The following is a 22,978-nucleotide window of genomic DNA, read 5'->3' as shown; positions in this document are numbered from 1 at the left end:
CTTAGTCCTCAAGAATCTGAATCTGCTTCAGCATAGCAAGTGCAGACTTCTTTGCCTTATCAGTTTTCAGATTATTGAGAATCTCTATTGCTTCATTCACAATAGGATCAAGATTATCCGGTGCATCACCGTTTAATATATAATCAGCAGATCCTTCTTCATAATCCGCACCCTTTCCGGTGCCTTCCAAAACAGAAGCAAACCGAAAAATGAGCGCAAGAAAAAAGAGGCACCCTTCAGCCAGTTTCTGACTTTCCGGATGCCTCTACGGCTATGCCTTATTTCACTCTGTTTCAGGCAAAGACTATTTGCCTGCCTTGATAGCTGCCTGTGCGGCTGCCAGTCTTGCGATCGGAACACGGAACGGTGAGCAGGATACATAATCCAGTCCCAGCGTGTTGCAGAACTCTACGGAAGTCGGATCTCCTCCGTGCTCTCCGCAGATACCTACATGAAGCTTGCTGTTTGCCGGCTTGCCCAGCTGAATGGACATTTCCATCAGCTTTCCAACGCCTGTCTGATCTAATTTTGCAAACGGATCATTTTCAAAGATCTTTGCATCATAGTATGCATCCAGGAACTTTCCTGCGTCGTCACGTGAGAATCCAAACGTCATCTGTGTCAGGTCGTTTGTACCGAAGCAGAAGAAGTCTGCTTCTTTTGCGATCTCATCTGCTGTCAGGGCAGCTCTTGGGATCTCGATCATGGTTCCCACTTCGTACTTCAGCTCTACGCCTGCCGCTGCGATCTCAGCGTCTGCTGTCTCTACCACAAATTTCTTCACATATTTCAGCTCTTTCACTTCTCCTACCAACGGGATCATGATCTCCGGGCAGATATTCCATTCCGGATGAGCCTTTTTCACATTGATCGCTGCACGGATCACTGCTTTTGTCTGCATTTTTGCGATTTCCGGATAGGTAACTGCCAGACGGCATCCACGATGTCCCATCATCGGGTTGAACTCATGGAGAGAGTCAATGATCGCCTTGATCTGTGCAACAGTCTTGCCCTGTGCATCAGCCAGCTTCTTGATATCTTCCTCAGAAGTCGGTACGAACTCATGAAGCGGAGGATCCAGGAAACGGATGGTTACCGGATTGCCTTCCAGTGCCTCGTAAAGTGCTTCAAAGTCTCCCTGCTGCTCCGGAAGGATCTTCTCCAGCGCTGCTTCTCTTTCTTCCAGTGTCTCAGAACAGATCATCTCACGGAATGCGTCGATTCTGTTGCCCTCAAAGAACATATGCTCTGTACGGCAAAGTCCGATTCCTTCTGCTCCCAACTCTCTTGCCTTTCTTGCGTCCTCCGGAGTATCTGCATTTGTACGAACTTTCATGGTTCTGTACTTGTCTGCCCATGTCATGATACGTCCGAACTCGCCTGCGATCTGTGCGTCTACTGTAGCAATGATGCCCTCATAGATATTTCCGGTAGAACCATCCAGAGAGATAAAGTCTCCCTCTTTGTATTCTTTGCCGCCCAGTGTGAACTTCTTGTTTGCCTCGTCCATCACGATATCTCCGCATCCGGACACACAGCAGGTTCCCATTCCACGTGCCACTACGGCTGCATGAGAAGTCATACCACCGCGGACTGTCAGGATACCCTGAGCTGCCTTCATTCCTTCGATGTCTTCCGGAGATGTCTCCAGACGAACCAGGATCACCTTCTCGCCCTTCAGATCCCACTCTTTGGCGTCGTCTGCTGTAAATACCACCTTACCGCAAGCAGCTCCCGGAGATGCTCCCAGCGCCTTTCCGATCGGAGTTGCTTTTTTCAGCTCTGCTGCGTCAAACTGCGGATGCAGCAGTGTATCCAGGTTTCTCGGCTCGATCATGGCTACCGCTTTTTCCTCTGTGATCATACCTTCGTCTACCAGGTCACACGCGATCTTCAAAGCAGCCTGAGCCGTTCTCTTACCATTACGTGTCTGTAGCATGTAAAGCTTTTTATCTTCGATGGTAAACTCCATATCCTGCATATCTCTGTAGTGATCTTCCAGCTTGTTGCAGATACCGATAAACTGCTCGTATACTTCCGGCATGATCTCCTTGAGACCTGCGATCTTCTGTGGAGTACGAACACCGGCAACCACGTCTTCTCCCTGTGCGTTCATCAGGAACTCGCCCATCAGCGCCTTCTCTCCGGTAGCAGGATCACGTGTGAATGCAACACCGGTACCGGAAGTATCTCCCATGTTACCAAATGCCATCATCTGAACGTTTACCGCCGTTCCCCAGGAGTACGGGATATCATTGTCACGACGGTAGATGTTTGCTCTCGGATTGTCCCAGGAACGGAATACTGCCTGGATCGCTCCCATCAGCTGCTCCTTGGGATCTGTCGGGAAATCAGAACCGATCTTGGACTTGTATTCTGCCTTGAACTGCTCTGCCAGTACCTGCAGATCTTCTGCGGTCAGATCCACGTCCTCTTTTACGCCTTTTTTCTCCTTCATCTCATCGATGAGTTCTTCAAAGTATTTTTTGCCGACTTCCATAACAACGTCGGAGTACATCTGAATAAATCTTCTGTAGCAATCCCATGCCCAACGCGGATTACCGGACTTCTCAGCCAGTACCTTTACCACTTCCTCGTTGAGTCCCAGGTTCAAAATCGTATCCATCATACCAGGCATGGAAGCTCTTGCTCCGGAACGAACAGATACAAGAAGCGGATTTTCTTTATCCCCGAACTTCTTCTCTGTGATAGCTTCCATCTTCACGATCGCTTCCATGATCTGATCCATGATCTCCTGATTGATCATGCGACCGTCCTCATAGTACTGTGTACAAGCTTCTGTTGTCACAGTAAATCCCTGAGGCACCGGAAGACCAAGCTTTGTCATTTCCGCAAGGTTCGCACCCTTTCCGCCAAGAAGGTTCCTCATTGTTGCGTCACCTTCTGTAAACATATACACCCATTTTGCCATGTTTCATGACCTCCTAAACAAAATTTTCTAAGTTGCACATAACATTTTACTGTTTTTGCCTATTTTCGTCAAGCTTTTCGGCAGAATACATAAAAGTCCCCCGGACCGCCTCCCAAAAGGATATCCGAGGGACTTTTTCCGGCAGTGGCAAGCCGGAATTTCCTTTTATTTTTCTAATTGCAGACATAGAGGATATAATATTTGTCTTCCCCGATCTCCAGCTCATAATCCCTCTCTTTCGCTCTCCATTTGTAAAGATGGCCCAGCTTCTTTTCCAAGAGGATCTTTTGTCCATTACGACTGATTTTTACTTCCTGGTTTCCCAAGTATAAAAGGTAAAGGTATTTCGCCTCTCCACCATGCCGATGCTTGGTGTTGCTTAGATCATAGTGTCCATCAAATATCTTTACTTTTTGGATGTCCACAAACCCGCTTTTTTCGGTAAAGGCGATTGGCTTTGACAGCTTCACTCCCAACCATACCAATATCGCCAAAACAGAAAAAAGCAGTAGCATTCTTTTTAATTTTTTCTCCATATCTCCTCTTAAAATCGAACAATAATGCAGGTACTATTATTAATATCAATACCATCCCAGTCTTCGTTGTATCGATCCCCCGTATGCTGTGAAACATAAATTTTTCCGTTTGATTTACTCTGTGCAAAAGTCACATGCCAAATCTTATAGTCCTTTTTATCCATGTAGCCTATAAGATCTCCCGGCAATGCGTGTCTTTTCGCATCCGCTTTCGTTAGGTAAGCTCCCCCATTATATCCTCTTTCCAGTGTCCAATACTCTATAAAATCATGTGCTACATTCCAACATCTACGTGCCTGCTCCGTTCCATTCCATTGCCATTGAGTTCTAATCGGAGTCATTCCTGCCCAATGAACAATCTGTGATGCAAAATTTGTACAATCGTACTCATAAGCAAAATAAGCCAGATTTCTCGTTAACGCAAATCTTTTGCATAATCCTGCGCTGCAGACACATTATACCCCTCTGCCCGTAATATGCTGTTCTGATTTGCTCCTTCTTCTAATTTTCGAAACTTCTCCTGGTTTCTCAGTCTTTCTTCCTGTATGGTACCATCCAGATCCATTCCTATACTTTCTGTATCTCCTGTCTCTCCCGGGCTTTCTACTTCTCTCCGCTGGTATTCTGTCACATACACCGCTGCATATGCCGCGAAATATTCAGAAACTTCATCGGAAATGGCCGGCACTTCGTTATACAAAATAGCATACATAAAATCTACATACGCTTTGGAATGTAGCGGAATATTTAAATGTCTCTCCTGAATCAACTGTAATATCTCTGCCTCAACTTCTCCAAACGTAACCGTCTCATCAAAACCTTGTGGCAATATTCTACTTTCGTAAATCTCTTCTTCCGATGCAGAGCTATTGCCTGCCAAAAACACCACAAGCATCAAAATCAGCCCTGCATGCATACATCTCTTTCCCACTTGCTTCTTCCTCCTTTTTTCCTTTCTCTACTCAGTAATAAGTAGTAGGGATACATTTTCCGGCTAACTTCTCTTCCATTTCAAGCTTCAACTTTGCTGTGTTCTTCATTGATTAAAATATATAATTATTTTTTGTCAATCTTTTGACTTTTCTTTGGCAGAGCAAAAAAGGGACTCCTGCGAATTGCCAATTCTGGTCTATTCACTGGGAATCCCTGATTTTAAGTCCGTTTCTATCCTCTTATTTCTGCGTTCCCGACTGCAGCGCCGATCTCTCCCTCTGTCCTGCATGAGAGGGCAGATGCAACGTCTGCCATTACAGGGAAGCTGCCTTCATCTCTTCCCAAACCTCCATAAAGCACTTCAGGATAAAGTCGATGTCCTCCTTCGTGTGGCTTGCGCACACCTGGGTACGGATCCTTGCCTTCCCCTTCGGAACGACCGGATATGAGAATGCCACTACATACACTCCCTTTTCCATCATTCGTTTAGCAAATTCTGCCGCCGTCTTTTCATCATAAATCATGACAGGCACACAGGGGTGCGTTCCCTTGATAATATCGAACCCGTTCTTTTCCAGTTCCTCTCTGTAATATTTTGTAACCTCTTCCAGATGATCCCTGAGAGAGGTGCTTTCTTCCAGCATATCCAGAAGCTCAATGCTGGCTCCCGCAATGGCCGGAGCCAAAGAATTGGAGAATAGATATGGACGGCTTCTCTGGCGGAGAAGATCAATGATCTCCTTCCTGCCTGACGTATATCCGCCTGACGCTCCTCCCAGCGCTTTCCCAAGGGTTCCGGTAATAATATCCACTCTGTCCTGCACGCCGCAGTATTCCGGCGTTCCTCTACCCGTCTTTCCTACAAATCCTACCGCGTGGCTGTCGTCTACCATCACCAGCGCGTCATACTTATCCGCCAGGTCGCAGACTCCTTTCAGGTTACAGATGATCCCGTCCATGGAGAAGACTCCGTCGGTAGCGATCAGCTTGATCCTTGCCCCTGCCGCATCTGCTTCCTTCAGCTTCTCTTCCAGATCTGCCATGTCGTTGTTCTTATAGCGAAAACGCTTTGCCTTGCACAGACGGACCCCGTCAATGATGGAAGCATGGTTCAGCTCGTCGCTGATCACCGCATCCTCCGCCGTCAGAAGGGTTTCAAACAGACCTCCGTTTGCGTCAAAACAGGAAGAATACAAGATGGTATCTTCTGTTCCCAAAAACTCTGACATCCGTCTTTCCAGTGTCTTGTGGATATCCTGTGTCCCACAGATAAAGCGCACGGAAGCTACGCCGTACCCCTTCTCGTCATAGGTACGCTTCGCCGCCTCGATCAGTCTGGCATTGTTCCCCAGTCCCAGATAATTGTTGGCGCACATACAAAGCAGTTCCCTTCCGTCCTCCATCCGTACGCGGGAGCCCTGCGGAGATACAAAAGGCGCCTCTCCCTTAAACAGTCCTGCTTCTTTGATCTCTTCTACCGTCTTTGCATAAAGATTTAATATTTCTGCCTTATTTGCCATGATTTGTCTTCCTCTCTTTTCTTTCTCCTTAGTCATGCAGATGTGTCCAGTCCAGCACTACCTTCCCGGACTGTCCGGAGATCATTGCTGCAAATCCTTTTTCATAGTCCCGCACGTCAAATCTGTGGGTAATGATCTCGTGTATATCCAGTCCTGCCTGGATCATCGTAGACATCTTGTACCAGGTATCCCACACCTTTCTTCCATAGATTCCGCGGATATTCAGTCCGTTAAAGATCACCGTCTCCAGATCCACCACTGCATCTGTCCGCTGCAATCCCAGAAGTGCAATGTTTCCGCCATGCTTCATGTTGTGGATCATGTCGTTTAATCCTGCCTGGGATCCGGACATTTCCAATCCCACATCAAACCCTTCCTGCATACCGATCTCTTTCATAACGTCCTGCAGCTTTTCTTCTTTCAGATTTACCGTTCTGGTAGCGCCCAGCTTCTTAGCCAGATCCAGACGGTAAGGATTCAGATCTGTTACCACGACATGCCTTGCTCCGGAAAACTTTGCAATAGCAGCCGCCATACAGCCAATGGGACCCGCTCCGGCCACAAGTACGTCTTCTCCCAGCATATCATAGGACAGCGCCGTATGGGTGGCATTGCCGAAGGGATCGAAAATCGCATACATTTCCTCCGGAACGTTGGGGTTGCACGGCCAGACGTTACAGGACGGAATCACCAGATATTCCGCAAAAGCCCCGTTCCGGTTGACTCCCACTCCCTTTGCGCTGCGGCAGTTTTCCTTGTGCCCCTCCAGGCAGTTCCGACATTTGCCACAGGTGATATGTCCTTCTCCCGATACCAGATCTCCCGGTTTAAATCCTCTGACTGCGCTTCCTACTTCCACCACTTCTCCCACATACTCATGACCGACTGTCATTCCGATGGGGATGGTATTCTGCGCCCACTCATTCCACTCATAAATATGTACGTCCGTCCCACAGATAGCCGTTTTTCTGATCTTGATCTTGACGTCGTTTTCCTTGACTTCCGGCACCGGAACCTGTTTCATCCAAAGGCCCTTTTCTGATTTTTCTTTCACCAGCGCCCACATTAAGTCTTTTGTTTCCACACTCATTTTGTCTCCTCCCTGACTTCCTGCAGAGGTTTTCCTTTATCGTCCCCTGCTTTTACATTTTCTTCGTCCATTATACCATACTCCCGCTTTTTGAGAAGAAAATTTCACAGGAAATTGACAAAAAAACAGCAGATTTTTGTCAATCTGCCGTCTTTTTCATTTCTCTTGTACTTTTTTCCTAAACGATCAGCATGGCGTCTCCAAAGGAAAAGAACCGATATTCCTCCCTGACAGCCTCCTGATACGCCCGAAGTACCTGGTCTTTTCCTGCCAGCGCCGAGATCAGCATGATCAAAGTGGATTCCGGCAGATGAAAATTTGTCACCAGCCCATCCAATACCTGAAAGGTGTATCCGGGATAAATGAAAATATCTGTCTCTCCCTTTCCCGGTCGGACCTTTCCTCCTTCTGCCGCCGATTCTATGGTCCTGCAGCTGGTGGTTCCCACACAGATCACCCTGCCGCCTCTTTCCTTGGCTTCGTTGATGGCCTGTGCAGCCTCCCGGCTGATCTCATATGTTTCCGCATGCATGTGATGTTCCAGAATATTGTCTACTTTTACCGGCCGGAAGGTTCCCAGTCCCACATGAAGCGTTACCCTGGCAATGGTTACGTTCTTTTCCCTGATTTTTTCCAAAAGCTCAGGAGTAAAATGCAGACCCGCCGTAGGTGCGGCTGCCGAACCGGTATGTCTGGCATATACCGTCTGATAGCGGTTTTTGTCCTCCAGCTTGTGCGTGATATAGGGCGGCAGGGGCATTTCTCCCAGCTGATCCAGCACTTCCTCAAAAATCCCCTCAAAGGAAAATCGGATCAGCCGGTTGCCCTCTTCTGCCACGTCGATGATCTCTCCCGTCAACAGATTTCCGCCAAACTCGATCACTGCTCCCGGTCTGGCCTTTTTCCCCGGTTTTACCAGAACCTCCCAGACGTCTTTGGATTTTCTTTTTAACAGCAGAACCTCTACGTGCCCTCCTGTCCCTTTTTTCTGTCCCAGCAGCCTTGCCGGAATCACCTTCGTATCGTTGATCACCAGACAGTCGCCTGCCTCCAGATAGGATAAAAGATCCGGAAATTTTTTGTGAGAAGTCTCCCCCGTCTTTTTGTCCAGCACCAAAAGCCTGGAATCCGAGCGGTTCTTCAGGGGATCCTGTGCAATAAGCCGTTCCGGTAATTCATAATAAAAGTCCTGACGCTTCATAGAGCCTCCTCTTTGATCTGTATTGTTTCTCCTGCTTATTTTTCTTTCTTCTTTTTACATCGACGCCATCTCTTCTCTCACCGGTTTCCTGCAGCTTGACAGCGATTCTCTGCGCCGCTTTGTCGCAAGCGCTGCAAGCCTTCTCAGGCGGCTTTGACGTCGCTTTTGGCCGTCTCTTCTGCCGCTTTGCAGCAGCTATTTTCGCAGTTCCACGCCAATTTCTTCCAGCCGTCTCAGGATCTTCTCCATTGCTGCCGATACTTCCGCCTCTTCCAGTGTCTTATCCTTTGCCCGGAAGGTAATGGAGTAGGCCAGAGACTTGCAGCCCGGCTTGATCTGAGATCCCTCATACAGGTCAAACAGGTGGTAGCTCTCCAGGTACCTTCCTCCCTGCTTTTCTATGATCTCTTCGATCTCTCCTGCCAGTATCTTCTTGGGTACCAGGATACTGATATCCCTGGTCATCGCCGGAAATCTTGCAATACCGGTATATTTTCGCTCAAAGGTTGCCTCTTTTACCACCTCTGGCATATCCAGGACCGCCACATACGCTCTCGTCCCGATGCCATAGGTTTCTGCCACCTCCGGATGTACCTCTCCCAGATATCCCAGTTCTCTTTCCCGGTATAGCAGCTTTGCCTGCCGTCCCGGATGAAGGAAGGGTTTTCCGGCCTCCGGCTGGAAGGAAAGCTTTTGATCCAATCCCACCTTCTCCAAAAATTCTTCCACCACACCTTTCATCGTGTAAAAATCTCCCTCCCCGTACATACCCAGGGTAAACTGCATCCGTTCCTCCGGCAGTTCTGTCAGGGGAAGTTCTTTCGGCAGATAGATATTTCCCAGTTCATACAGGCGAACATCCTTGTTTCTGCGGTTATAATTGGTTGCCAGAGAGGTCAGCATCCCATTTAGCGGAAGGGTTCTCATAATGCTGTAATCCTCTCCCAGCGGATTTAAGATCTCCACTGCTCTTCTCCCCGCATCATCCTTTTCCAGCCTTAACCGGTCAAATACCTTGGGACTTTCAAAAGAATAGCACATTCCCTGATGGAAGCCGCAGTACTCTGCCATATCCCGTGCAATCTGCTCGATCCGCAGCTTAAACGGAAGCTTGCCTGTCGTCGCCTCTCCTCTTGGGAGGGTGATGGGAATATTGTCATACCCAAAGAACCTTGCTACCTCCTCTGCCACATCGGCGCTGCGCAGGATATCCTGGCGGAAGGTAGGCGCTACGATCTCTTCCGTTTCCGAATCCAGGCGCAGTTCCACTCTTTCCAGATAAGCCAGCATTTCTTCCCTGGTCAGGGAAGTTCCCAGCAGCCGGTTAATGCTGTCAGGCCGGAAAGGAACCCGGACTTCTTCTCTTTTCCGGGGATAAACATCCACGGCGCCTCCCACCACTTCTCCTGCTCCCATCTCTTCCAGAAGCTGGCAGGCACGATCCATGGCTGCCATGGCGTTATTGGGATCCAATCCCTTTTCAAATTTTCCGGACGCATCTGTCCGAAGTCCTACTTTTTTTCCGGATTTCCGGATATTGGTTCCATTAAAATTGGCTGCCTCCAGCAGAACAGTCTGTACGTTCTCCGTGATCATGGAATTTTCCCCTCCCATGATCCCTGCGATCCCAATGGATTTTTCTCCGTCACAGATCATCAGAACGGAAGGATCCAACTTTCTTTCCTGCCCGTCCAGGGTCACAAACGTTTCTCCTTCCTCTGCCCTTCTTACCACGATCCTTCTTCCTGCAATGGTATCCAGATCATAGGAATGCATCGGCTGTCCGTACTCTTCCATCACGTAATTGGTAACATCCACCAGATTGTTGATGGGGCGGATCCCCACTGACGCCAGCCTTCTTTGCATCCAAACCGGAGAAGGCCCTATTTTTACATTCTTTACCACTCTGGCGCAATATCTGGGACACAGCTCCTCTTCCCTGACCTCCACCGTAATATACTCGTTTGCATCTTCTTCATTTCCGGTGGGCGTCACCTGCGGCGGACAAAAGCTGCATCCAAAAGTAGCCGCCGCCTCTCTTGCGATCCCGGTCACACTGAAGCAATCCACACGGTTGGAAGTCACTTCATACTCAAACACCACGTCCCGAAGGCCCAGCAGCTCCACTGCGTCCTCTCCCGCTTTGGCATCCTCCGGGAAAATATAGATCCCGTTTTCCGGAGCTTCCGGATACATTTCCCTGGTTGCTCCCAGCTCCTCGATGGAGCACATCATCCCGAAGCTTTCTACGCCTCTCAGTTTTCCTTTTTTGATCCGGATTCCATTTGATTCCGCCCCTTTTTGATGTCCTGCCGCCACTGAACCTCCGTCCAGAACTACCGGAACCTTATGGCCTTCTCTCACGTTGTCCGCCCCTGTTACGATCTGGACGGTCTGCTCTCCCACATTGACCTGACATACTATCAGCTTGTCGGCGTCGGGATGTTTTTCAATAGACAGAATCTCTCCTACTACGATCTTCTCCAGATGCGCATCCATCTGCCGGTATCCTTCTACCTTTGTCCCTGAAAGTGTCATTGCATCCGTATATTCCTGTGCCGTTACAGCAAGGTCCGGCACATATGCTTTTATCCATGATAATGATGTATTCATTTTGATCCTCCTCTTTTCTGGTCTGTTTCTTTACTTTTTGGCCCGGTCGGCCGGGAGCCGCCTTTTGTCTGACGGCAACCCTGTTTCCCTGCCCGGCCGGCTGTCCTGTTTAAAACTGCTTCAAAAATCTTACGTCATTTTCATAGAGCAGACGCATATCATCAATCTCATATTTCAACAGTGCGATCCGCTCCAGCCCCACACCAAAAGCAAATCCTGTATATTCCTCCGGATCAATTCCGCACATTTCCAGCACTCTGGGGTGTACCATTCCACACCCTAAAATTTCAATCCAGCCTGTCCCTTTACAGAAGCGGCACCCCTTCCCCTTACATTTGAAGCAGGTCACGTCCACCTCTGCGCTTGGCTCTGTAAACGGGAAATGGTGGGGGCGGAATTTGGTCTTTGTGTCCTCCCCAAACAGCTCTTTTGCAAAGACTTCCAGCGTTCCCTTGAGATCGGAAAAGGAGATCTGTTTGTCGATCACCAGTCCTTCGATCTGATGGAAGGAAGGAGAATGGGTAGCGTCCACCTCATCGGAGCGGAACACTCTTCCCGGTGCGATAATACGAATCGGCGGCTTCTCTTTTTCCATCACGCGAGCCTGTACCGGAGAAGTCTGGGTTCGCAAAACGATATCCTTTGTGATATAAAAGGTGTCCTGCTCATCCTTTGCCGGATGATCTGCCTCAATATTCAGCTTTTCAAAATTGTACAGGTCATACTCTATTTCCGGGCCTTCTACCACTTCATAGCCCATTCCCACAAAGATCCGCTCCACCTCTTCCAAGGCGATCATGTTGGGATGACGGTGGCCGATCTGCTGCTTTTTGGACGGCAGGGTAACGTCGATCACTTCCTGTCTCAGCTTCTCCTCCAGCATAACCTTATCCATTTTTTTCTTTGTTTCTTCCAGAAATGCCTCGATCTCCTCCCGCACTTCGTTGATCATCTGACCCACCTGCGGTCTCTCCTCCGGCGGCACGTCCTTCATGCCTTTCAGCACCGTCGTCAATTTTCCCTTTTTTCCCAAAAATCTTACCTTGGCGTCATTTAAGGTACCCGGCACATCCGCCGCCTCGATCATCCTCATTGCATCCTCTCTGATCTGTTCCAGCATTTCTTTCATAATGTTTCCTTCCTTCCACTTTCCATGAATTAGGGTTCTCCCCGTTTTCTCCCATTTTCCTTGCTATCAGTCTTTATTTCACAGGATGTACTTTTCTATAAAACAAAAAATCCCCATCCCTGAAAAGGGACGAGGCTCACCCGCGATACCACCCTGATTCCCGCAACTATCTGCGGACACTCCAATCTGCGTAACGTGCAGTCTGCGTCATCTCTTACTGTATCGGTTCGGAGATGCGGCTCAGGTGGGAACTTGGATCATCATCTGAACCGAAAGGAACTTCCAGCCAATGGTTCCTTCTCTCTGTCGGAAAATGATTCTCTACTAACACCGTCTTTGCCTTTTATGATTCCTACTCATTGTACCACAAAGTCTTTTTCTGTCAAGCCGGATTTTCCTCTCCTTCGGGACTCTCTTTCGGGTACTCATTTTCCCTTTTTTTCGAAGAAGTCATTCCCTCTCCGGACAGGTTTCCTCTGCTACATGAGCGTTTTATTCCCCCTGGGCGGAAGCGTCCTTCTCTTTTCCCTTTCTCTCCTGCAGCACCCGGTTCAGATTTCCGCCCAGCAACACGCAATACATACAGAAATACATCCAGAGCATGATCAGAACGATCGTTGCCAGGCTTCCGTACATATCTGAAAACCCTTTAAAAATGTCCAGATACATGGAAAACACCCAGGACACTGCCATCCAGCCTGTGGCTGCCGCAAAGGCTCCTACGATCTGTTCCCGGATCCTGTGCTTTTTATTGGGTAAAAATTTGTAGATCATAAGAATAAACAGGATCAGCACCGGAAATGTAATCACTTCTCTCAGTTGGATCCACTTCGTTGCCATCCGTTCCATGACCGGTACATGCTCCTGTACCACCATCTGCAAAAGATTTCCAAATACTCCCAGTACCAGAAGGGAGATAATGACCAGCAGGAAAAAAATCGTATAGATGGTAGAGCGGATCCGGATCACCACATAATTCCTGGTTTCCCGGCACCGATAGACCCCGTTCAGCCCTGTTGCCATGGCCATGACTCCCTTGCCCGCCGACCACAACGCTACCAGCACCGTCAAAGGGATGATGGCTCTGGAACGGTTGTATACCTGATTGATGATAGAAGTGATCATCGTGTGGACGGAGCTGGGAAACACCTGCATGGCCGCCGTCATCACGTCCGCTTTAGTTACCGGCGTATACTGCACCATCGTGATCATCAGCAGTAAAATAGGGATCAGACACAGCATAAAAAAATAGGCAGACTGCGCGGCATAAGCTCCCACATGATTGTCTGCAATTTCCCGGGCGATCCCATCCAACTTTTCCAGCAGCCTGTTCCATACCTTCATGTCTGTTCTCCTCTCCCGTCTTCTCCTCATAGGAAAAGACAGCCAAACGACTGTCTTTTTCTTGTTTGTATCCCGAAATGCCGGTTCCTGTATTTTGACTCCTAGCTGGCGCCAGGTGGGTGTCCGCATCTGATTTTCTGTCTTCCACTGCAAAATCGGAGGCCTGACATATTACAGAGATATAAGAGTCCCGTTTAAAGTAATGTAGGTTCAAAATAACAGGAGTATCGCGCACCCCAGGTTCGTACTCTCAGTATATAATATTTTTACAAATTTGACAAGCCTTTTACAGGTCGGCCACCGGCAGGTCAAATTAAGCCAGTTCTTCCACCAGTTTTTTCAGTGCCTCCACTGCTTCCTGCGGGAGCTTGTCATAGCCGCCTTTTGCTTCTGCAAAACGCTCTACTTCATTGACACGATCCTGCATCCGCGCTTTCAACTGCTCCTTGTAGGATGCATCTTTCAGATCCGGAACAAATCCTTCCCAGTCCATGATCTCAATGTCGGAGAAGGGGCCCCACTGTTTGAACTCTGCCTTCTTTTCCACGATCGCCTCCAGGATTCCCAGCGTGTCTGCCGGTTTTACCTTTTTGCCCATGAAGTCTCCTGTATTGATAATGTAGCAGTCTACCTGCTTTTCCTCTACCAGTTTTTTAAATTTCTCATAGTCATTGACCAGCGGATATGTCCGGAAAGGATTCGCATAAGGCACCACCACCAGCTTATTGGGATCTACTCCCGGCGCCAGACGCTCTGCGGAAGAACGCTTGGTTGCCAGTGTTGCTCCCATGACAGACGCCAGCGCTGCTCCTTTTAATTTCACTACCGGCGGGATCGTAGGATCCTTCATGATCCAGAAGATCGCATTGACCGGAGCTTCGATCTTGTCCACACGGTTCGGAGACCACAGCTTGGACTTGATGGCACGTCCGTTTCCGTTACGGATATCTTCTGTAACCAGCTGCACCTTTCCGTCCTCGTCCAGCGTTGCCGAACAGTTCTGCGCAGTCAGAAGGTATTGATTATCCGGGCATCCCGTAGGATAGTCGGAGGTTTTGTCAAAGTAGGTCGGCTCAATGGCGATGGAAGCACAGGTATCTGTATTGATGATAAATGCATCGTCATGCAGCACCTTGATCTCATATTTTCCACCGTGCTTTGCATGGGTCAGAGTGGATTTTCCGGATCCGGACAGTCCGTAAACAGAAGCTACAAACTTGGATCCGTCTGCCAGCAGATACTCTTTCTGTCCGCCGTGACAGGAAGCATATCCGTTTCTGTTGGCGATGGCCCATACCATGGTAAGGGTTCCCTTCTTGTGCTCTCCAAAGTAACGCATTCCCAGGATACATGCACAGTTTTGATCCGTGTTAAAGTAGCACAGGGTCTTGGGGTCGCTCAAACAGTCAAAGCTCACTCCCGGATTCTCCTCCGGCGTCCACTGCGGGTCTGAGAAAATATAAATATCCGGCTCTTTTCCATCTCCGATCAGCTTGGATTCTTTGTACATCTTCACGTACTCATCGGACATATACTGGAAGTTCAGCATCCAGGAATACATGATGTTTTCTTCTCCCTCCGGGATCAGAAGATGAACTCTTACCATAAATTCGGGATCCAGGCCTGCGTATACCGTTGCATGGTACATCGTCTTCCAGCGGGAGGTATAGATCGCATCCATTGCCACTTTGTCCAACGCCTCGCAGTCCACTCCCGGTTCTCCTGCGATCCTTCTTGCCGCAGCATAACGGCCGGTAATAGCGCCGTCGTTAAACAACAATACCTTGGCGTCCCGATCCAGACCGAACTCTTCTCCTCTATATACCGGCATATCCGTAACGATCGTACCCGGCGAATTTTTCGCCAGCTCATATGCCTCCTTCAGTGTCTCCACTTTCACCACATTGTTTCCATAAAACGCAGCCTCGATGATAGAACGGGTTTTGGAAAACCCAGTCTTCCCCGCACCGATCTCGCTGATTGGATAATACGCTTTTGTAGCCATAGACCTTCCTCCTTCAAAGTTCAAAATTTTTTTCATTATGCCACTTTTCTCCGGAAAAGTCAACGATTTATCAAAAATTTAACAATATTTTTGAAGGTTTTTCTCTTCTATTATTCAGTTTCTGCGTTTCGTTTTTCCTCTAAAACATAAAAAATGCAGGATTTTCATTCCAATCCTGCATTTTTATGTTTATTCTTTTCTATACGCTCGTCCGACCCTGTCATTTCCCGCCGTAAAACTTCTTTGCTTCGTCATCTCCCCGGATCCGTCTAAAAATATTTTCGGTTCGTTTTTCCCAGGCAGATGGTAAACGCTCCAAGGCCCACCATGCAAAGGACCAGCATGACTCCTAAAAGCCTGCCTCCCTGCCCTGTAAATGCGTGAAACAGTTCCACTGCCCCATACACCAGTAAAAGCACTCCCATCCCTCCCATGGGCAGCAGCATTTCCTTGATGTACTGCTCTTTGTTTCTGCAATTGTCAGGATTTGTGCCTTTGGGCAGCAGGATACTGTGGCTGATCCTTCCCTTAAATTTCATATTGTAAAAGCTGACCATCCAGTAAGCGCTGCAGGCTACCGCCAATATTCCGTACAATTCTTTCATCTTTCTGCTTTCCATCCTCTCATTTTAGCCGATCCCTACGCTTCCAGGATCTTTCTTACCGTTTCTTTCATTTCATCCCGGTCACATTCCATCGTATGCAGCACCGTTGCCTCCAGAATCTCCTTGACCGCCTTCGGCATGGCCGTCCTTGAAACCTTCTCCAGCTGGTGCAGCAGAGACAGTTCATCCCCCTTCTCCTCTTTTCCCAATGCCGCCAGGACACTTTTTACAAATTTATACGGGCTGGCAGTCGATGCGATCAGGCAGGGGCTTTGTTCCTCTTCCCGATACCGTCCACATACAGCGGAAGCAACAGCCGTATGGGTATCCATAACATAGCCTGTCGCCTCATACACTCTGCGGATCTCCGCGGCGGTTTCCTCTTCTGTGGCATACCCGCCCTGAAACTCCCGCAGGTTTTTGCGCATCGTATCCGAGATCCTATAGGAACCCTTTTCTTTCAGCTCCTCCATACACGCCCTCACCGCCTCTGCATCTTCCAAAGAAGCATGATACAGCAGCCTTTCCAGATTGCTGGAGATCAGGATGTCCATAGAAGGCGAGGTCGTCAGGATAAACTCCCTGTTTTTATCATAGCAGCCGGTTTCAAAGAAATCATACAGCACCTTATTTTCATTAGAAGCACAGATCAGTCTGCCAATCGGCGCTCCCATCCACTTCGCATAGTAGGCTGCCAGGATATTCCCGAAGTTCCCTGTGGGAACTACCACATCCAACGTCTCCCCGGGTTGTATCTCCTGATTTTCCAACAGCTTCGCACAGGCGTACACATAGTATACTACCTGAGGAAGCAGTCTTCCGATATTGATGGAGTTGGCCGAAGAAAAACGGTACCCCTTTTTCTTTAGTTCTTCCGCCATTCTCCGATCCTCAAACAGTGCCTTGACTCCGCTTTGTGCATGGTCAAAATTCCCGTGAAGCGCCACTACATCCACATTTGCACCCTTCTGCGTGACCATCTGCAGCTCCTGCACTTTGCTGACTCCGTTTTTGGGGTAAAACACGATGATCCGCGTCCCTTCCACGTCTGCAAAGCCAGCCATGGCAGCTTTTCCGGTATCTCCTGAGGTTGCCGCCAGGATCAGGATCTCTTCTTCCACCTGCTGTTTTTCCGCCGACACTGTCATCAAATGCGGAAGGATCGACAGAGCCATATCTTTGAATGCGATCGTTGCTCCGTGGAACAGTTCCAGGTAATACTCCTTTCCTATCTTGACCAGAGGAGCGATCTGCGAAGTATCAAATTTGTCATCATAGGCTTTTTCCACACAGCCTCTTAGCTCTTCCTCCGTAAAATCTGTCAGAAAAGCTCTCAGGACCGCATAGGCAGTCTCCTGATAATCCATTTTTCCAAATTGTTCCATGGTGTATGGGAGGGGCGGGATCTCTTCCGGAACATACAGGCCGCCGTCCGGAGCCAGTCCTCTCAGGATCGCCTGAGACGCCGTTACCTTCTCTCTGTCCCCTCTCGTACTTTTATAATACAATTGTTTCTTATTTTCTTCCATCCTGTCCTTCCTTTATCTCCTGCTTCCTGCCGTTGGTGTAGTTCACCAATCCGCCAGCCTGGATCAGCTTCTGCATAAACGCAGGAAACGGCTGTCCCTGAAAGCTGGTTCCCTTGGTTCGATTATAGATCTTTCCACTGTCAAAGTCTACCTCTACCTCATCTCCTGCTTCAATCCCTCTTGCCGCCTCCGGACACTCAATGATGGGGAGTCCGATATTGATGGCGTTTCTATAAAAAATCCGCGCAAAGGTCTCCGCAATGATGCAGCTGACTCCGGCTGTTTTCAGGCAAAGAGGCGCGTGTTCCCTGGAAGAGCCGCAGCCAAAGTTCTTGTTGGCCACGATCATATCTCCCGGCCTTACGCTTCCCGCAAATTCCGGATCGATATCTGCCATGGCATGACTTGCCAGCTCCTGCGCATCGAAGGAATTCAGATATCTTGCCGGAATGATCACATCCGTATCTACGTTGTCTCCATATTTGAAAATACGTCCTGCCGCTTTCATGTTATACACCTACTTTCTCTGGATTTGCAATGTAACCAAACACTGCGCTGGCTGCCGCCACTTCCGGCGACGCCAGATAGATCAGGGACTCCACATGTCCCATCCGTCCCACAAAGTTCCGATTAGTGGTGGAAACACAGCGCTCTCCCGCCGCCATGACCCCCATGTGACCGCCCATACAGGGGCCGCAGCTGGGGGTATTGACTGCACAGCCTGCATCTACAAAAATATCCATCAGTCCCTCCTGAATGCACTGCTTGTAGATCTTCTGGGTAGCCGGAATGACCATGACTCTCACATCCTGATGTACCGTCCGTCCCTTCAAGATCGCCGCTGCTTTCCTCATATCTTCGATCCTGCCATTGGTACAGGAGCCGATCACCACCTGCTGGATGTAGATGGGATCCATCGCCTCTACCTCGTCAATCGTTCTGGCATTTTCCGGCAGATGTGGAAATGCCACCGTCGGACGCACCTGATCCAGACAGACTTCTACCACTTCGTCATAAACGGCGTCCTCATCCGCCTCATAAACGGTGTACGCTTTCTTGGAATGCTCCGCCATATACGCTTCCGTCTCCCGGTCTACCGGAAAGATCCCGTTTTTTGCCCCCGCCTCAATGGCCATGTTAGCAATGGTAAACCGGTCTGCCATGGAAAGCTGGGAGACTCCCTCTCCCACAAACTCAATGGACTTGTAAAGCGCTCCGTCCACTCCTATTTTCCCAATGAGATGCAGGATCACATCCTTCCCGCTGACATAGGGGGGAAGCGTCCCTGTCAGAACGCACCGGATGGCCGACGGCACCTTGAACCAAAGCCTTCCGGTTGCCATACCGGTAGCGATATCTGTCGTTCCCACGCCTGTAGAAAACGCCCCCAGCGCTCCATAGGTACAGGTATGTGAGTCTGCTCCTATAATGCACTCTCCCGCCGTGACCACTCCTGCTTCCGGAAGTACCGCATGCTCTACCCCTGATTTCCCCTGCTCAAAAAACCACTTCAGTTCCTGCTGCCTTGCAAACTCCCTGATAGCCTTGGAATTCTCTGCAGATTTAATATCTTTATTGGGTGTGAAATGATCCGGAACCATTACCACCTTATCTTTGTCAAATACCTTCTGTGCCATTTCCTTAAAAATCGGAAGTGCCATTGGCCCCGTGATATCATTGGCCATGACCACATCCAGTTCTGCCTCTATCAACTGACCTGCTTCTACCTGATCCAATCTCGCATGAGCTGCCAGGATTTTCTGTGTCATCGTCATTCCCATTCCAACTTCCTCCTGTCCTAAAGCTTTGGCTAGTATTCTAACATAGATCCACAAATTCACGCAAGGAAGAATGCCAAACAGCCTTTTCTCATCAAAGGTTGATTAAATTATGCAAAAGAGACTCCCAAAAGCAAGCTCCCACCTGCCCTTAGAAGTCTCTTTGATGTTTTATATCAGTTTCGTGTCAGTTTCGGGGAATCATCGGATCCTTATTCAATCCTTATCCGATCCATGCTCCGCTTCCGGCAAAGCGATAGTTGGTCCCACCTACATTGATCACGGTGCCGGCTGCCATAGAGCCGTCTGCTTTCAGATAGTACCAGGTATTTCCCTGCTGCAGCCAGCCGGTCTGCATGGCTCCGCTTTCATTCAGGAAATACCAGCTTCCTCCCGTCTGTACCCAACCGGTCTGCATGGCTCCGCTTCCGTTTAGGAAATACCAGTTGCCACTGTCCTGTACCCAGCCGGTCTGCATGGCTCCGCTTCCATCCAGGAAGTACCAGGTATCTCCGTCTTTGGCCCAGCCGATCCGCATCGCTCCGTTTTCTGCCAGCAGATACCACTTTCCGCCGTCCTGCAGCCAGCCGGTCTTCATGGCTCCGCTTCCGTCCAGGAAGTACCAGCTTCCTCCTGTCTGTACCCAGCCGGTCCTCATAGCTCCGCTTCCATCCAGGAAGTACCAGGTATCTCCATCCTGTACCCAGCCGGTCTGCATCTTAGCAGTCTTTTTATCGAAGAAATACCAGCTTCCTCCGATTCCTGCCCAGCCCTTCTGCGCCTTGCTTTCAGAAGTCAGATAATACCAGTTGCCATCTGCCTGTACCCAGCGGCAGCACTCCAGATATCCCTGGGCATTAAAGTAGTACATTTCTCCTTCAATCTCCGCGATCTGCGCCTTTGGATAAGTCCCATCCGCATACCGGTACCATTTTCCAACGCTGTCTTCTCTCCAGCCGGCCTTTTCTTCTTCTTTTTTCGGCTGTGTCACTTTACGCAGGAAAGTCTGCGCCCCCTCTGCCTTTAATGCTACGGTAATACGATATTCCAGTTCCTTTCCGGTTGTATTTGCCGGAACACGCACGATCACCTTCTCCGGTTTCTCGTGTCTTTCTACTTTTACAGAAACGCCGTCCACCTTATTTTCGGTATCTTTCTCATAAACTTCCACCACTGCGTCCCAGTTATCCTTTGTCAGATGATCGCCCACTGCCGTCACAATGATAAAGTCTTCTTCTGCTTTTACCTCTTTGCAGCAGGTCTTTACGTCACGGATCACCGGAACCTGTGCTTCCTCTTTCGCCTTCACCACGATAGTTGCCTGTTTGGATTCCCCGCCTGTTTTCGGTGCCACAGTGATCGTGTAGGTTTTATCTTCTTTCGTATCATTTTTCGGGCATTCAAATGTAATGGTCACCTTCTGGGCCGTTGTCATAAAGTCAGGTATCAGCTCTCCGGAGGGATCTGCCTTAATGGTAATATTGTCCGGCATATCGAAGTGACTGATCCCGAGGCTGTCCAAAGCGGTTCCTTCTATCTCCAGGACTGCCTGTCCGCCCTCTGCCGGAAGCTCTGCACCGGATTTTACCGTTACACCCGTTACTGTAGTCACTTCTTCTACATACCCATCCTGCAGGATAGATACCGTCTTTGCTTCTGCGCCTTCTTTCACAGATGTTACGATCAGACGATATTCTCTTTCTTTCTCTGTCCTGTTTTCAGGAATCGCTATCATGCCTTCTGTAGCGGAAATCATGATTGTCTTTGCTGTCAGATCTTTTTTCTCTACTCCGTCCTCAAAGACCTTCACTTCCCTTGTGTAGTTCTCCGTTGTCAGGTTTTCTCCTTCCACTGTAAAGTCTACACGCTCTCCCTTTGCACTTACACGGGTTTTGTCTGCCGTTACTTTTGTGATCACAGCATCGACCGGCTGAGGCGTAACCTCTTCCTTCCCTTTTACTACAATGGTAACCTGTTTGGATTCTCCGCCTGTTTTGGGTACTGCCGTAACGGTATAGGTCTTATCTTCTTTCGCCTCGTTTGCAGGCAATCTCAACGTGGCCACTACCTTCGTCTGTTTTGTCGTATAGGCAATCTCTGCAGATGGATCCACTGATACTGTAATTCCATCCGGTTCATTGGTATGTTCTTCTTCCCGGCTGTCCAGGTCGGTTCCCAAAATATTGACAACAGCCGATCCGCCCTCTGCCGGAAGCTCTGCGCCGGATTTTACCTGCATTCTCTGAATCTCAGCCTTGGCCGGTTCCGGTATGGGTTCCTCCGTCCCTTCCCCTTTGGCCTGCTTGACAACTGCTGTCTGCCCTGACGCTCCTTCTATCGTCGGTGTTACGGTCAGACGATATTCCCTTTCCTTATTGGTCTTATTTTCGGGAATCGCCATTACTCCGTTCCCCTTCGTCCCGTTATTTTCAACGTTGATCTTGATAGGGCTTACTACCACTGCGGAAGTTTCTGCTCCATCTTCAAATACCTTCACTGCCGCTGTGTAGTTGTCCTTCGTCAGATTTTCTCCCGTTACCGTAAAGTCTACCGGCCCTCCTTTTGCTTCTACGTTGGCCGGATCCACCTCCACCTTCGTGATTACCGGAAGTAGTACCGGCTCCGGTGTCACGTTTTCCGCCTTTTTCACTATCACCGTCACCGTCTTGGACTCTCCCCCCGCCTTTGGCGTTGCCGTAATGATATAGGTTTTGTCCTGATCCGTCTTGTTTTCCGGAAAGACAGCATCAAACATTACATACTTTGCAGACGTCATCCATCCACTCAGCTCCACCGCCTCATCCGATGCAGAAATCTGAACGCCGTTGGGCGCCTCACTGGTCATCAGACCGTTGTTACTGTTATCCAGATCTGCTCCTCTTAATCTCAGATTTCTAAGGCCGCCTTCATGTGTGATCTCCACCGTCTCTTTACCGGTACCTACATCCACGAAACCGGTTAATACGGATTTAGGGATTTCTACGGCAGAATTTGTACCTTTTACTGTGATTTGAACGGATTTTGCTTCTCCCCCATCCTTTGGCGTTGCCGTAATGGTATACACTTTATCCGCCTCTTCTGTATTGGCCGGAAGCTTCGCCGTAAACACCACTTTTGAGGGACGCACCTCCCACGCAGAGAAGGTAACTTCCTGAGAATCCGCCGTAATATCCAGTTTGTCCGGCGCCTCAAAAGCTACTCCCGTTCCTTCTTTTAGCTTTTCTCCCGTGATGGTAATATCCACATTACCTCCCGCACTGGGAACTACCGGAAGGCCGCTGGTAATGGTCGTTACTTTGGTCTTGTCATCCACCGACGGCGCAGGCAAGTTGATCGTTTTCTGAAACGCCCGGTACCCGCTGGTGTCCTCTGTCGGCCAGAACTGCACGGCATAATTTGCCGCATAAATGTCTGTGTTCTCAGGCACCACCACCGTCACCGTCTTCTCCGTGTCACTTCCGGTCTGCTGGATAGAGCATTCTTCCGGCGTAAACTCTCTGCCGTTGGCACTGATCCTTGCTTTTACACCGATGGCTCCAAGATTTGTTCCGGTAACCGTGTACACCACCTGTACTCTTTCATCAGACAGCGTCGTTCGCTCCTTTTCCTGCACATCCGTAAGACTGGCGATCGCACGCACCTCTCCTGCATTCTCCGGGGGTGTATCGTCCCCTCCTGCTGCAAATACCAGACTTCCCTGTGAAAACACAAGGGCTCCTGCCAGCAGCAGACTGATGATCTTCTTTTTCATTCTCTCTCCTCC

16 protein-coding genes, 1 other RNA gene and 1 other annotated feature are annotated in these 22,978 nt (G+C 49.2%); all 17 genes read right to left on the bottom strand.

Annotated elements, in window-relative coordinates; translation table 11 throughout:
- Positions 1-304: 304 nt before the first annotated feature.
- The 17 genes from ppdK to SOW26_RS07365 all read right to left on the bottom strand — a co-directional run bounded on the left by ppdK (position 305) and on the right by SOW26_RS07365 (position 22,966).
- A complete protein-coding gene (gene ppdK, locus SOW26_RS07440; protein WP_154475997.1) occupies positions 305-2,932 on the bottom strand; it encodes a pyruvate, phosphate dikinase in 2,628 nt (875 codons plus the stop codon).
- A gap of 173 nt (positions 2,933-3,105) precedes the next feature.
- Complete coding sequence (locus SOW26_RS07435) at positions 3,106-3,468, bottom strand: hypothetical protein (protein WP_154475999.1); 363 nt, start codon at positions 3,466-3,468, stop codon at positions 3,106-3,108.
- 8 nt (positions 3,469-3,476) lie between these two features.
- The gene (locus tag SOW26_RS09730) at positions 3,477-3,875 is read right to left on the bottom strand and encodes an amidase domain-containing protein (protein WP_418896397.1); all 399 of its coding nucleotides are present in this window, start codon (positions 3,873-3,875) and stop codon (positions 3,477-3,479) included.
- A gap of 8 nt (positions 3,876-3,883) precedes the next feature.
- Positions 3,884-4,399 (bottom strand): hypothetical protein, encoded by a 516-nt coding sequence (locus SOW26_RS07430; RefSeq protein WP_154476001.1) that lies wholly within the window; start codon positions 4,397-4,399, stop codon positions 3,884-3,886.
- 316 nt (positions 4,400-4,715) lie between these two features.
- The gene (locus tag SOW26_RS07425; RefSeq protein ID WP_276959833.1) at positions 4,716-5,921 is read right to left on the bottom strand and encodes a glycine C-acetyltransferase; all 1,206 of its coding nucleotides are present in this window, start codon (positions 5,919-5,921) and stop codon (positions 4,716-4,718) included.
- A gap of 28 nt (positions 5,922-5,949) precedes the next feature.
- Positions 5,950-7,011: an L-threonine 3-dehydrogenase gene (gene tdh, locus SOW26_RS07420; RefSeq protein WP_154476005.1), complete on the bottom strand. Its 1,062-nt coding sequence runs from the start codon at positions 7,009-7,011 to the stop codon at positions 5,950-5,952.
- 178 nt (positions 7,012-7,189) lie between these two features.
- Positions 7,190-8,212, bottom strand: a complete 1,023-nt coding sequence (queA, locus tag SOW26_RS07415; protein WP_154476007.1) for a tRNA preQ1(34) S-adenosylmethionine ribosyltransferase-isomerase QueA — start codon at positions 8,210-8,212, stop codon at positions 7,190-7,192.
- Positions 8,213-8,407: 195 nt separating this feature from the next.
- Positions 8,408-10,825 carry a phenylalanine--tRNA ligase subunit beta gene (gene pheT / locus SOW26_RS07410; RefSeq protein ID WP_276959834.1) on the bottom strand — a complete coding sequence of 806 codons (2,418 nt, stop codon included), beginning with the start codon at positions 10,823-10,825 and terminating at the stop codon, positions 8,408-8,410.
- A 109-nt stretch (positions 10,826-10,934) separates the two neighbouring features.
- A complete protein-coding gene (gene pheS, locus SOW26_RS07405) occupies positions 10,935-11,954 on the bottom strand; it encodes a phenylalanine--tRNA ligase subunit alpha (RefSeq protein ID WP_154476011.1) in 1,020 nt (339 codons plus the stop codon).
- A gap of 122 nt (positions 11,955-12,076) precedes the next feature.
- Positions 12,077-12,300: a binding site (T-box leader), on the bottom strand.
- Between the two features lie 146 nt (positions 12,301-12,446).
- Entirely contained in the window at positions 12,447-13,298 is an 852-nt protein-coding gene (locus tag SOW26_RS07400; RefSeq protein WP_154476013.1) for a YihY/virulence factor BrkB family protein, read from the bottom strand.
- A 65-nt stretch (positions 13,299-13,363) separates the two neighbouring features.
- A non-coding RNA gene (gene ssrS, locus SOW26_RS07395) (6S RNA) lies at positions 13,364-13,544 on the bottom strand.
- 67 nt (positions 13,545-13,611) lie between these two features.
- Positions 13,612-15,303 carry a phosphoenolpyruvate carboxykinase (ATP) gene (locus tag SOW26_RS07390; protein ID WP_276959835.1) on the bottom strand — a complete coding sequence of 564 codons (1,692 nt, stop codon included), beginning with the start codon at positions 15,301-15,303 and terminating at the stop codon, positions 13,612-13,614.
- Between the two features lie 269 nt (positions 15,304-15,572).
- The gene (locus tag SOW26_RS07385; protein ID WP_154476017.1) at positions 15,573-15,908 is read right to left on the bottom strand and encodes a hypothetical protein; all 336 of its coding nucleotides are present in this window, start codon (positions 15,906-15,908) and stop codon (positions 15,573-15,575) included.
- Positions 15,909-15,943: 35 nt separating this feature from the next.
- Complete coding sequence (gene thrC / locus SOW26_RS07380) at positions 15,944-17,437, bottom strand: threonine synthase (RefSeq protein ID WP_320652167.1); 1,494 nt, start codon at positions 17,435-17,437, stop codon at positions 15,944-15,946.
- A complete protein-coding gene (locus SOW26_RS07375; protein WP_276959837.1) occupies positions 17,424-17,945 on the bottom strand; it encodes a 3-isopropylmalate dehydratase small subunit in 522 nt (173 codons plus the stop codon). Before SOW26_RS07375 ends, thrC begins: the two co-directional genes overlap by 14 nt.
- A gap of 1 nt (position 17,946) precedes the next feature.
- Positions 17,947-19,218: a 3-isopropylmalate dehydratase large subunit gene (gene leuC / locus SOW26_RS07370; RefSeq protein ID WP_154476021.1), complete on the bottom strand. Its 1,272-nt coding sequence runs from the start codon at positions 19,216-19,218 to the stop codon at positions 17,947-17,949.
- Positions 19,219-19,438: 220 nt separating this feature from the next.
- Positions 19,439-22,966 (bottom strand): N-acetylmuramoyl-L-alanine amidase family protein, encoded by a 3,528-nt coding sequence (locus tag SOW26_RS07365; RefSeq protein WP_276959839.1) that lies wholly within the window; start codon positions 22,964-22,966, stop codon positions 19,439-19,441.
- Positions 22,967-22,978 lie beyond the last annotated feature (12 nt).

It is taken from the genome of Suipraeoptans intestinalis (assembly GCF_034091795.1).
Taxonomy (GTDB): domain Bacteria; phylum Bacillota; class Clostridia; order Lachnospirales; family Lachnospiraceae; genus Suipraeoptans; species Suipraeoptans intestinalis.
Note: the sequence above shows the minus strand (reverse complement) of the source record. Positions and strands in the feature narration are given on the sequence as shown.